This window comes from Massilia sp. DJPM01, assembly GCF_030348125.1.
Classification (GTDB): domain Bacteria; phylum Pseudomonadota; class Gammaproteobacteria; order Burkholderiales; family Burkholderiaceae_D; genus Telluria_A; species Telluria_A frigida.
The window spans coordinates 1-11,493 of sequence record NZ_JAQOZV010000098.1; the positions used below are offsets into that span (position 1 = coordinate 1).

The window sequence follows — 11,493 nt, forward strand, 5'->3', positions numbered from 1 at the left end:
TACGGCTTGCCATGGACCCAGCCGCGCGCCTTCCCACGGCGCGCGCTGCTGCCGCTGCGGGTCGCCCTGCTCGGTGCCGGCGAAGCGTGGATCGGCGCGTTTTGCCGGCGCATCATGGAATGCAATTTCGTCGAGGACCGCGAGATCGACGACGCGGCCCTGGTCGGCGAAGTGCTCGCCGCGCTGGGCCTGGACGGCGCCGCCCTGATCGCCGCCGCCGGCACCGACGAGAACAAGCTGGCCATGCGCGCCCAGGGCGAGGAAGCGGTGCGGCGCGGCGTTTTCGGCGCGCCCATGTTCTTTGCCGGGGACGAGATGTTCTGGGGGAACGACCGCCTGGAGGATGGCGTGGCCTGGGCCGCCGGTCATGTTGCTGCCAGTATAGTTTTGGCGTAGTATGACCGGAACATCAACGCGTCCCAGCTGCCCATCTCTATGTCCGGATCGTCCAAAAAAGTCGTCCTGCTGTTTGCCATGATCGCCCTGGTCGGCGTGGGCGCCGTGCTGTACCACAATCACCATGAATCGGTCCAGACAGCGGCCTCGGCCGCCGCCAGGGCCACGCCCGCGGCCAGGCCGGCGGCGCAGATGACGCGCACGAAAGAACAAGCCATCGATGCGCTGATGGCGCTGCCGGAACTGAAAGCCTGGTCGGCGCATATCGACAAGGTCTCGGGCGGCAGCGCGCACGGCGCGGTGCTCGACGACGAGAGCGCGACAAAGCTCATCCACGGAAAAAGTTACTGGAGCCTGAGCTTTGTCGAGGACAGCAAGGAGGCCGCGCATCGCTGGGAGACTTTTCTGGTCGCCACCACAGGCGACGAGATCCTGGTCGACGACATGAACGACGACCGCCAGCTGACCCTGGCCCAATGGCGCACCGAAATGCGCCCGCTGGAGCGCATCATCAAAAAGGCGGAGCCCGGGGCGGCGCCGGCACCGGCGCCCTGAGGCCACGGGCAGGCTTGCCCTACCCGCCCAGGTGCGAAATCCGGGTGTGCTGGCTGGCGCCGCCGGCCTCCCCGCTGGCGCCGAGCGAAATCCCGACCGACAGAATATCGATCAGCAGCAGCTGCATGATGCGCGAGATCATCGACAGGAAGCTGGTGCTATCCTCGGCGTGGTCGACCGCCAGGCACACCGTGGCCTTCTTGGCCAGGGGCGAACCGCTGCTGGTCATCGCAATCACATCGGCGCCGGCCGCGCGCGCCACGTCCACGGCCGCCAGCAGCTCGGGCAAGCGCCCCGAATTGGAAATCGCAATGACCACGTCGCCCGGCTTGAGCAATTCGGCCGCGAGCGAGAACAGGTGCGAATCGCCATACGAAGAGGTCGGAATGCGGAAGCGGAAAAACTTGTGCTGGCCATCCAGCGCCACCACCCGTGAATTGCCCATCGCGTAAAACTCGACCCGGTGCGCGTGAGTCAACAGGTCGATGGCGCGGTCGAGCGCGCGCACGTCGAGCTGGTCGCGGAACTTGAGGATGGCCGAGACGGTGTTGTCGATCACCTTGGCCGACACGTCGTGCGTGCTGTCGCCGCCGCGCACCTGGCTGTGGCGCACGGGAATGGCGCCGGTCAGGCTGCTGGCGAAGCGCAGCTTGAAGTCGGCCAGGCCCAGGAAACCGAGCGAGCGGCAAAAGCGGATCACGGTCGGCTGGCTCACTTCCGCCAGGCGCGCGATATCGGCAATCGGCTCATTGAGCACAAGGCGCGGCTGTTCCAGCACCAGGCTGGCCACGCGCTGCTCGGCGGGCGTCAGTTCGTGCTGCAGGTGCTGGACGCGCTCCATCAGCGTATTGGCGCCGCTGCGCCCGCGCAGGTGCTCCGACAAAATCGTCGCCACGCCGTGGAAGGCCGGATTGGGCGTGGTGATGACGTAAGTGGGAATGTCGGCCAGGTAGCTCGAGAAGCGCCCCTTGGCCTCGAAGCGGCTGCGAAACGGCGAGCTGGCAAACAGCTCGCCCATGCGCGGCACGATGCCCCCGCCAATGAAGATGCCGCCGAAGGCGCCCAGGGTCACCGCCAGGTTGGCCGCGGCCCCGCCCAGCATGCCGCAGAAGCAGTCGATCACCTCCAGGCACAGCGGGTCCCGGTCATCGATGGCGGCGGCGATGATCTCGGGCGAGGCGCGCGCAGCTGCCGTGATGCCGTTGCGCTGCGCCAGCGCGCGGTAGATGATTTCCATGCCCGGTCCGGAGATCAGGCGCTCGTTCGAGACGTGCGCCCACTCCTTCCAGGCAAACTGCAGGATCGCGAATTCGCGCTCGTCGGCCGGGGCGAAATTGACGTGCCCCCCTTCGCTGCCGAGCGTGACGAAGCCATCGACGGTCGGAATCACGCCCGACACGCCCAGGCCGGTGCCGGGACCGAGCACGCCGATGACGGCGTTGCCAGCGGCCTTGCCGGGGCCGACCTTCATCAGGTCGTCCGGCCTCAGGCCCGGCAGCGCCATCGCCAGCGCCGTGAAGTCGTTGACGATCAGGAGCGTGTGCAGGCCCAGTTCGCGCCGCACCGCATCGGTGGAAAACTCCCAGGCGCGGTTGGTCATGCGCACCTGGTCGCCGTTGACCGGATTGGCGACCGCCAGCGCCGCGTGGTTCAGCAGCATGCCGGCATGGTCGGCCAGGTAAAAGCGCAGCAGCGCCACGATGCCCTCGAAGTCATCGCACTTGAGCACCCGCACCGAGCGAAATACGCCGGGCGCGGTTTGCAGCGCGAAGCGCGCATGGGTCGCGCCGATGTCGGCCAGCAGGCGCGGGCCGTCGGCAAAGGCCGTGCGGCCGAATTTCGCGGGATCTGGCTGCTCGTCCATCAGTTCTTGGTGCCGAACCAGGCTCCATAGGCCGGCAGGGTGAGCGTGCCGCCTTCGGCGCTGCCATGCAGGCCGTGGCCGATCATCGAGACCGCGTCCAGGGCGTCGGCAAACTCGTACGTCACCGGTTCGGGACCAAGGTTGAACACGGCCAGCACACTGGCGTGGCCGGCCAGGTCGCGGCGCAGCGCCAGCACCGGTTCGGGCGCGTCGAAGAAGACGATCTCGCCGCGCGTGAGCTGCGGCTGCTGGCGGCGCCAGGCGACGATGCGGCGCGCAAAATTGAGCGGCGAGTCCGGATCGGTTTCCTGCGCGCTGGCGGCCGAGGCGATGTGCTCCTCGGCCACCGGCAGCCACGGGGTACCGGTGGTAAAGCCGGCGTTGGGCAGTTCGGCGGTCCAGGGAATCGGCGTGCGGCAGCCGTCACGGCCCTTGAACTCGGGCCAGAAGGTGATGCCGTACGGGTCTTGCAGCAGCTCGAACGGCACGTCGGCCTCGGTCAGCGCCAGCTCGTCGCCCTGGTACAGGCACGGCGTGCCCTTGAGCGAGAGCTGCATCGCCAGCACCAGCTTGGCCAGCGCATGGGTCGGCGCGGCGCCGCCCCAGCGCGTCATGACGCGGATGCTGTCGTGGTTACCGACCGACCAGGAAGCCCAGCCCCCCTTGACGCGCGCCTCGAATTGTTCGACCTGGCGCCGCACGTGCGCCGCCGAGAATTCGGGCGTGAGCAGGTTGAAGCTGTACGCCATGTGCAGCTTGTCGCCGTCGGCGGTGTAGTCGGCCATCACGCCGAGCGCATCGTCCGCACCCACTTCGCCGATGGCGACCGCGCCGAATTCGTCGAGCAGCACGCGGATCTTTTGCAGGAAGGCCAGGTTCTCCGGACGCGTCTTGTCGTAGACGTGGGCCTGCATGCCGTACGGGTTCACATCGGTGACGGTGGAGGTGTCGCGGTTGGTGGCGGCCGGATTGCTGCGCAGTTCAGGATCGTGGAAATGGAAATTGCAGGCGTCCATGCGCACGCCGTCCACGCCGCGCGCCAGCCAGAAGCGCAGGTTGTCCAGGTGCGCCTGCTGCACCTCGGGATGGTGGAAGTTCATGTCCGGTTGGCTGACCAGGAAATTGTGCAGGTAATACTGCCTGCGCCGGCTGTCCCACTGCCAGGACGAGCCGCCGAACACCGACAGCCAGTTATTCGGCGGATTGCCGTCCGCCAGCGGGTCGGCCCACACATACCAGTCGGCCTTGGGATTGTCGCGGCTCTTGCGGCTTTCGACAAACCACGGATGGATGTCGGCGCTGTGCGAGAGCACCTGGTCGATCATGATTTTCAGGCCCAGGCTGTGGGCCCTGGCGATCAGCGCGTCGAAGTCGTCCAGGGTGCCGAACATCGGGTCGACGTCGCAGTAATCGGCGACGTCGTAGCCGAAGTCCTTCATCGGCGAGGTAAAGAACGGTGAAATCCAGACAATGTCGGCGCCCAGGCCCGCGATGTAGTCGAGTTTTTCGGTAATGCCGGGCAGGTCGCCGATGCCGTCGCCATTGGTATCACGGAAACTGCGTGGATAAACCTGATAAATGATGGCCTCGCGCCACCATGGCGTATTTTGTTCGGAGTGCAGCGAAACGTCTTTGTTCATGATGGGCGCCCATGTGAGTTTTTTGTACATAATATACATCAATCTCACCGATTTTACAATTGACAGGAGAAAACGGAAAAATCGATTAATTTCGTTTTATTTCAACAACTTATGCAAGATATGTTACCGCTGATGGAATACATTCGGTAGTTAAACTACAGCCATGCCGACCAACTGCACCTGCCGTTGTAATGACGCGTCCGGTGGCCGGAGGTGGCACCCCGCCATGGCGAGCGATACCTGTTGCCAGCCTCCGGGCTTGGGCTTAGCATCCCATCTGTTTACATAGTGGGAGTACCCATGTCGCAGTTGGATAAAGATAAAGAAAGCGGAAACGGGCCGATGCCCCGTCAGATTCCGTACATCGTGGGCACCGAGGGGTGCGAACGATTCAGTTTTTACGGGATGCGCAACATCCTCACCCCCTTCCTGATCAGCACCCTGCTGCTGTTCATGCCGGTCGCCGACCGCACCGGCGAAGCCAAGCACGTGTTCCACACCTTCGTCATCGGTGTGTACTTTTTCCCGCTGCTGGGCGGCTGGCTGGCCGACCGCTTCTTCGGCAAGTACGACACCATCTTCTGGCTCAGTCTTGTGTACTGCGCGGGCCATGCCTGCCTGGCGATCTTCGAAGATAGCCTCAAGGGCTTTTACTTCGGCCTGTTCCTGATCGCGCTCGGCTCGGGCGGCATCAAGCCCCTGATCTCGTCGTTCGTGGGCGACCAGTTCGACCAGACCAACAAGAACAAGGCGAAAGTCGTCTACGACGTGTTCTACTGGATGATCAACTTCGGCTCCTTTTTCGCGTCGCTGCTGATGCCGATCTTCCTGCGCGATTACGGCGCGGCTGTCGCTTTCGGCATTCCCGGCGTACTGATGTTCATCGCCACCATCGTGTTCTGGCTGGGACGCAAAAAATACATCCACGTGCCGCCCGCCCCGCCCGACCCGGACTCGTTCACCCGCGTGGCGCGCAGCGCGCTCATGACGCACAAGCCGGGCCAGGCGCGCACCGGGCTGGCGGTGGCCATGTTTGGCGTGGCCGGCGCCGTCGCGTCGCTGGCCATGTCGCCGCAATGGGGTTTCGTGATCGCCGCCTGCACCGCCCTGGTGCTGCTGCTGGCCTTCGGCGGCATCGGTACCTCGATGCAGCTTGAACGCGCGCGCGGCCTGCATCCGGATGTGGCGGTGGACGGTGTGCGCGCGGTGCTGCGCATCCTGATTGTGTTTGCGCTGGTGACGCCATTCTTCTCGCTGTTCGACCAGAAGGCGTCGACCTGGATCGTCCAGGCCAACTCCATGATTGCCCCTACCCTCACTCTGTTCGGCAAGGACTTCACGTTCGTGCCGGCCCAGATGCAGGCGCTCAATCCACTGCTGGTGATGATCCTGATCCCGTTCAATAACCTGGTGCTGTACCCGGCGCTGCGCAAGATGGGCATCCAACCGTCCCCGCTGCGCCGCATGACCACCGGGATCGTGTTCTCGGCGCTGTCGTGGATTGTGATCGGCGCCCTGCAGGTGCAGATGGACGGCGGCACCCCAACCTCGATGGCGTGGCAAGTGCTGCCCTACGCGCTGCTCACCTTCGGCGAAGTGCTGGTGTCGGCCACCGGACTCGAATTTGCGTACAGCCAGTCGCCGCCATCGATGAAGGGCGTGATCATGGCGTTCTGGTTCCTGGCCACCACGGTGGGCAGCCTGTGGGTACTGATCGTCAATGCCAGCATCAAGAACGATGCGGTGATCTCGCATATCGCCACCAGCGGGTTCAGCGTCATCGCCTTCCAGATGTACTTCTTCGCCGGCTTTGCGTTCGTGGCCGCCGCCGTCTTCGGCTGGTATGCGACGCGCTACAAGATGATGGATAACTACCGTTCCGACGCCGCACCGGCCAAGGCGTAAAACTGGCCGTGCCAAAGGCGGGAAAGCAGCCTGCTTCCCCGCCCCTACAACGATAAGGGGATCATCATGCGTAAATTGTTCCAGATAGCGTTAATGTGCTGCGCCGCCGTGTTTTGCACCAGCAGCGGCGCCGCCGCCAGCGACCATGGCACAGCCGAGGAAGCCAAGGCACTGGTGCAGAAGGTGATCGCCTATATGAAAGCGAATGGGCGCGAGAAGACCATCGCCGAAATCAACGACCTGCAAAACACCCGCTTTCGCGACCGCGACCTGTACGTGACCATCAACGACATGACCATGAAGAACCTGGCCCATGGCGCCAACGCCAAGATGCAGGGCAAGGACTTGATCGAACTGAAGGACGCCGACGGCAAACCGTTCATGCGCGAGCGCCTCGACCTGGTCAAGGCCAAGGGCAAAGGCTGGCAGGACTACAAGTTTGTCAATCCGGTCACCAAGCAGATCGAACCGAAGTCGATGTACTTTGAAAAATACGAAGACCTGATCATCAACTGCGGCATCTACAAGTAAGTACCCCTCCCGGGCGCCGCAGCCGTGGCGCCCGGCCCTCTTCGCGGTTTTCCGCACGCCGCATCGTCCCCATTCCGGATTTCCGCCAGTTTTCGCCCGTCTCCTTGCCCCTGCGCCCCTGCGGACAGCGCCCGCAGCGCTGGCACGGAAGATGCAACAGGCATGGTGTAGCTAAACCATAACGGAGATGAAAAATGAAAACCATCCAGCACCTGATCCTGGCAGCGGCAGCCCTGTCCGCGTCCGCCCAGGCGGCCGACAATGTCGTCAGGCTCGGCAACCTCAAATTCGCCCACTACGGCGCCGTCTCGTACATCAAGGAGATCGCGCCCAAGTGCGGCATCAAGGTGGAAGAAAACATGTTCGCCAAAGGCCCCGACGTGATGCAGGCGATCCTCTCGGGAGACCTCGACGTCGGCGCCACCGCGTCGGAGGCGGCCATTTCCGGCCGCGCCAACGGTGCGCCGATCTACATCGTGGCCGGTTTCGCTAAAGGTGGCGCGCGCCTGGTCGCGCGCCCCGACGGCGGCATCAAGTCGGTCAAGGACCTCAAGGGCAAGAAGGTTGGCGTGACGCGCGGCGGCATCCACGAAGTGCTGCTGTACGCGCAACTGGCCAAGCATGGCCTCACCTGGTCCGATTCGGCCGGCAAGGACGTGCATGTGATTTACCTCGCGTTCGCGGACCTGAACCAGGCGCTGCTCGGCAAGAACCTGGACGCGATCATGCAAAGCGAGCCGCAATCGTCGCAAGCGATCAACAAGGGCTTCGGCATGGAAGTGATGAAACCCTACGACACCCCGATCGGCGAGCCGGTACGCACGCTCGTCATGAGCGAAAAATTCTACAAGGAGAACCGCGCCACCGCGGCCAAGTTCATGAGCTGCTTCGTGCAGGCCACCAAGCTGTTCATCGATAACAAGGCGGCCGGCGAAAAATATGTGCGCGAATCGATGTTCAAGAACCAGATCACCAAGGATGATTTCGAGGACGCGATCGCCAACTCGCCCTACACCTACGACGTCAGCATCGAGCATATCCAGACCACCACCGACGTGATGGCCAAGACCGGTACCGGCAAGATGCGCACGCCGCCGCTCGCCAAGGACTGGGTCAAGACCGACCTGCTCGATCAGGCCAAGAAGTCCCTGTCCGTCCAATAAGCGGAGGCCTTCATGACCCAAGCTACATGGCGCGAAAGCGCCGTTGGATTCGTCGTACCGGTCGTCATCGTCGCCCTGTGGCAGGCCGGGGCGATGCTGGGGGTGATCAACCCCCAGGTGCTGCCTTCGCCGTGGGCGGTACTGCTCAAGTGGATCGAATACGCGCTGCCGTTGACCGCGTTCGACCCGGCCACCAGTTCGCGCCTGGCGTGGATGTTTTCGGGAGAACTGCTGATCGACACCATGGGCAGCATGTACCGCGTGGTGGTCGGCTTCGTCATCGGCGCCGGCCTGGCCCTGCCGCTCGGGCTGGCGATGGGATCGAGCCGTACCATGTACGCCTGGCTCAATCCCCTGATGCAGGTGCTGCGCCCGATTCCGCCGATCGCCTACATTCCGCTGGCGATCCTGTGGTTCGGCCTTGGCAATGCGCCGGCCGTGTTCCTGATCGCCATCGGCGCGTTTTTCCCGGTGCTGATGAATACCATCGCCGGGGTGCGCCAGGTCGACAGCATCTACATCCGCGCCGCGCGCAACCTGGGCGCCAGCCAGAGCACGATGTTCCTGCGCGTGATGCTGCCGGCCGCCGTGCCGTACATCCTGTCGGGCGTGCGGATCGGGATCGGTACCGCCTTCATCGTCGTCATCGTCTCCGAAATGATCGCCGTGAACAATGGGCTGGGCTTCCGCATCCTGGAAGCGCGCGAATACTTCTGGTCCGACAAAATCGTCGCCGGCATGATCAGCATTGGCCTCCTGGGCCTGGGCATCGACATCGCCATGAATAAACTGAACAACCATCTGCTGCGCTGGCATCGCGGCCTGGAGAGCTGACATGACTTCCTCCCACATCGACGTTACGAACGTCAGCAAGATCTTCAACGCGGGCGAGCGCGAAGTGACCGCCCTGCGCGACATCAACCTGCATATCCCCGACGGCCAGTTCGTCTGCCTGCTGGGGCCATCGGGCTGCGGCAAGTCGACCCTGCTCAATGCCATCGCCGGCTTCTCGCTGCCTTCCACCGGCGAGATCCACGCCAACGGCGCGCGCGTCACGGCCCCCGGGCCGGACCGGGGCATGGTGTTCCAGGAATACGCCCTGTTCCCCTGGATGACGGTCGAGAAGAATATCGGCTTCGGCCTCGGCATCAAGGGCATGCAAGCGGCAGAGATCGACAAGCGCGTCGGCGCCCTGCTGGAGATGCTGTCGCTGTCGGATTTCCGGCAGCGCTTTCCCAAGGACCTGTCGGGCGGCATGCGCCAGCGCGTGGCGATTGCACGCGTGCTGGCACTCGACTCGCCCATCATGCTGATGGACGAACCGTTCGGCGCGCTCGACGCCCTCACCCGGCGCAACCTCCAGGACGAGCTGCTGCGCATCTGGGCCGACCTGAAAAAGACCATCGTGTTCGTCACCCACAGCATCGAAGAGGCGATCTACCTGGCCGACCGCATCATCGTGATGACCTACCGGCCCGGCACCGTCAAGCGCGACATCATCGTCGAACTGCCGCGCATGCGCGACCCGTCGTCGGCAGCCTTCAATGAACTCAAGCGCGAGCTGGGGGCACTTGTGATGGAAGAGCAGCAGCGCCACCACAACGATGAAATAAGGATGGCCGCTGTCGACTAGGGGTGCGCGTGCAGTAGAATCGAGGCCACTCACCGTGGGCCGCCCATGCACGTAAAACGACAACTCGCCTGGCTCCTCGCGCTGCTCGCCAGCGCGGGGCTGATCATGGCCGCCTACCAGTGGGCGGCGCGCCAGGGCGCGGCCGACGAACTCGCACGCGGCGCGCGCCAGTTGCAGCTGATGGCGCCCGAACTGGAATCGGCGCTGGACAAGTTCGAGACCCTGCCCTACGTCGTCGGCCTGCAAGAGAACGTGGCCGCGCTGCTCGCCCATCCCGGCGAGCGCGCGCGCATCGACCAGGTCAACCGCAGCCTGAAGGCGATCCAGCGCCAGTCGAAGGTGGGCGCCATTTACCTGATGGACCGCGACGGCAACACGCTCGCCGCCAGCAACTGGGACCTGCCGCTCACCTTCGTGGGCAGGAACTTCGGCTACCGTCCGTATTTTCATGAGGCGCTGGCCGGGCGCGCCGGGCGCTTTTACGGCATCGGCAGCACCACCAGCGAACCCGGTTACTTCATCGCCCAGCCGGTGATGACTGGCGCCACGGTGAGCGGCGTGGTCGCGGTCAAGATCAGCCTCGACGAATTCGAACGCAACTGGGCCGGCGCCGAGGACACCATCGTGCTGGCCGACCGTGCCGACGTGGTGTTCCTGTCCAACCGGCCGCAATGGAAGTACCGCAGCCTGCACACCTTGAGCGCCGCTACCCAGCGCGAGCTGGCCAGCACCGACCAGTACGCGCGCCGCACCATCACGCCCATCGACGGCAAGCCGGCGCCGCACGCCGCCCGCACGACGGGCCGCCTGGGGTGGCAGTTGATGCTGTTCCCCTCGCCGGGGCGGGTGCGGCGCATGGCGGCCCTGTGGGCACTGGCCGCCGCGCTGGTCGCGGCCAGCGCCACCGTTGGCGCCTGGGCCCTGTACCAGCGCCGCCGCCGGCTCGAAGAACGCCAGGCCGCCAACGCCGCGTTGCAGCGTGCGGCGAGCGAACTCGATGTAAAACTGGCCGAGCGCACCGCGCTGCTGCGCCAGGCCAACGACGACCTGGAAGCGCGCTACGCCACCCTGAAACAAACCGAACATGTACTGCGCTCGACCCAGGACCAGCTGGTCCAGGCGGGCAAGCTGGCGATGCTGGGGCAGATGGCGGCCGGCGTCACGCATGAACTGAACCAGCCGCTGGCCGCGATCCGCGCATTTGCCGACAATGCGCGCACCTTTCTCGAACGCGGGCAGCAGGCGCAGGCCAGCGCCAACCTGACCCACATCAGCGATGCCAGCGCGCGCATGGGCGCCATCATCGGCCAGTTGAAGGGCTTCGCGCGGCGCAGCGACGCCGTGGCGACAGTCGATATCGCCCAGTCGCTCGCCGCCTCGGCATTTTTGCTGGCGGGCGAATTCAAACGCCTGGGCGTGGCGCTGGCGCTGCCGCCGCCCGCGCCGCTGCTGATCACCGGCGACGCCGTGCGCATCGAACAGGTGTTCATCAACCTGCTGCGCAATGCGCTCGATGCCGTCGACGAGGCGCCGGTGCGCGAGGTGTCGGTCACGCTCGCGCAGCAGGATGGCTACGCCGTGGTGCGTATCGCCGACAGCGGCGCGGGCATGTCCGACAGCGTGGCCGCCCACCTGTTCGAACCATTTTTTACCACCAAACCATCGGGCAAGGGCCTCGGGCTCGGGCTCGCGATATCATCATCGATCGTGCAAGCCATGAACGGGCACCTCGAAGGCAACAACCGCCCCGGCGGCGGCGCCCAATTCGAGGTGCGCCTGCCGCTGCCGGGCAGGGAAAACGACTAG

The 11,493-nt window shown here is 64.7% G+C and carries 10 protein-coding genes; 8 read left to right on the forward strand and 2 right to left on the reverse strand.

Annotated elements, in window-relative coordinates; translation table 11 throughout:
* Both PO883_RS32875 and PO883_RS32880 read left to right on the forward strand, forming a co-directional pair.
* A partial coding sequence (locus PO883_RS32875; protein ID WP_289313530.1) for a 2-hydroxychromene-2-carboxylate isomerase occupies nucleotides 1–396 on the forward strand: 396 nt, incomplete at its 5' end.
* A 39-nt stretch (nucleotides 397–435) separates the two neighbouring features.
* Complete coding sequence (locus PO883_RS32880) at nucleotides 436–951, forward strand: hypothetical protein (RefSeq protein WP_289313531.1); 516 nt, start codon at nucleotides 436–438, stop codon at nucleotides 949–951.
* A 19-nt stretch (nucleotides 952–970) separates the two neighbouring features.
* On the opposite strand, the gene PO883_RS32885 is transcribed toward PO883_RS32880, so the two are convergent.
* Nucleotides 971–2,815, reverse strand: a complete 1,845-nt coding sequence (locus tag PO883_RS32885) for a glucokinase (protein ID WP_289313532.1) — start codon at nucleotides 2,813–2,815, stop codon at nucleotides 971–973.
* Nucleotides 2,815–4,455, reverse strand: a complete 1,641-nt coding sequence (locus tag PO883_RS32890; protein WP_289313533.1) for an alpha-glucosidase — start codon at nucleotides 4,453–4,455, stop codon at nucleotides 2,815–2,817. The genes PO883_RS32885 and PO883_RS32890 overlap by 1 nt, the downstream gene beginning before the upstream one ends.
* Nucleotides 4,456–4,797: 342 nt before the next feature.
* Between PO883_RS32890 and PO883_RS32895 the strand changes: the two genes are divergently transcribed.
* The 6 genes from PO883_RS32895 (at nucleotide 4,798) to PO883_RS32920 (ending at nucleotide 11,493) form a co-directional block, all read left to right on the forward strand.
* The gene (locus tag PO883_RS32895) at nucleotides 4,798–6,360 is read left to right on the forward strand and encodes an oligopeptide:H+ symporter (protein WP_289313534.1); all 1,563 of its coding nucleotides are present in this window, start codon (nucleotides 4,798–4,800) and stop codon (nucleotides 6,358–6,360) included.
* Nucleotides 6,361–6,426: 66 nt separating this feature from the next.
* Nucleotides 6,427–6,891 carry a cache domain-containing protein gene (locus PO883_RS32900; protein ID WP_289313535.1) on the forward strand — a complete coding sequence of 155 codons (465 nt, stop codon included), beginning with the start codon at nucleotides 6,427–6,429 and terminating at the stop codon, nucleotides 6,889–6,891.
* A gap of 194 nt (nucleotides 6,892–7,085) precedes the next feature.
* Nucleotides 7,086–8,054, forward strand: coding sequence for an ABC transporter substrate-binding protein (locus PO883_RS32905; RefSeq protein WP_167085860.1), 969 nt, complete (start codon nucleotides 7,086–7,088; stop codon nucleotides 8,052–8,054).
* Between the two features lie 12 nt (nucleotides 8,055–8,066).
* Nucleotides 8,067–8,888: an ABC transporter permease gene (locus tag PO883_RS32910; protein WP_289313536.1), complete on the forward strand. Its 822-nt coding sequence runs from the start codon at nucleotides 8,067–8,069 to the stop codon at nucleotides 8,886–8,888.
* Nucleotide 8,889: 1 nt separating this feature from the next.
* Nucleotides 8,890–9,687, forward strand: coding sequence for an ABC transporter ATP-binding protein (locus tag PO883_RS32915; protein ID WP_289313537.1), 798 nt, complete (start codon nucleotides 8,890–8,892; stop codon nucleotides 9,685–9,687).
* Nucleotides 9,688–9,732: 45 nt separating this feature from the next.
* Nucleotides 9,733–11,493, forward strand: a complete 1,761-nt coding sequence (locus PO883_RS32920) for an ATP-binding protein (RefSeq protein WP_289313538.1) — start codon at nucleotides 9,733–9,735, stop codon at nucleotides 11,491–11,493.

What these genes read in the sequence shown, in the direction of transcription:
- PO883_RS32880 (WP_289313531.1), top strand. Translation starts at nt 436, where the DNA reads ATGTCCGGATCGTCCAAAAAAGTCGTCCTGCTGTTTGCCATGATCGCC.
- PO883_RS32885 (WP_289313532.1), bottom strand. Translation starts at nt 2,815, where the DNA reads ATGGACGAGCAGCCAGATCCCGCGAAATTCGGCCGCACGGCCTTTGCC.
- PO883_RS32890 (WP_289313533.1), bottom strand. Translation starts at nt 4,455, where the DNA reads ATGAACAAAGACGTTTCGCTGCACTCCGAACAAAATACGCCATGGTGG.
- PO883_RS32895 (WP_289313534.1), top strand. Translation starts at nt 4,798, where the DNA reads ATGCCCCGTCAGATTCCGTACATCGTGGGCACCGAGGGGTGCGAACGA.
- PO883_RS32900 (WP_289313535.1), top strand. Translation starts at nt 6,427, where the DNA reads ATGCGTAAATTGTTCCAGATAGCGTTAATGTGCTGCGCCGCCGTGTTT.
- PO883_RS32905 (WP_167085860.1), top strand. Translation starts at nt 7,086, where the DNA reads ATGAAAACCATCCAGCACCTGATCCTGGCAGCGGCAGCCCTGTCCGCG.
- PO883_RS32910 (WP_289313536.1), top strand. Translation starts at nt 8,067, where the DNA reads ATGACCCAAGCTACATGGCGCGAAAGCGCCGTTGGATTCGTCGTACCG.
- PO883_RS32915 (WP_289313537.1), top strand. Translation starts at nt 8,890, where the DNA reads ATGACTTCCTCCCACATCGACGTTACGAACGTCAGCAAGATCTTCAAC.
- PO883_RS32920 (WP_289313538.1), top strand. Translation starts at nt 9,733, where the DNA reads ATGCACGTAAAACGACAACTCGCCTGGCTCCTCGCGCTGCTCGCCAGC.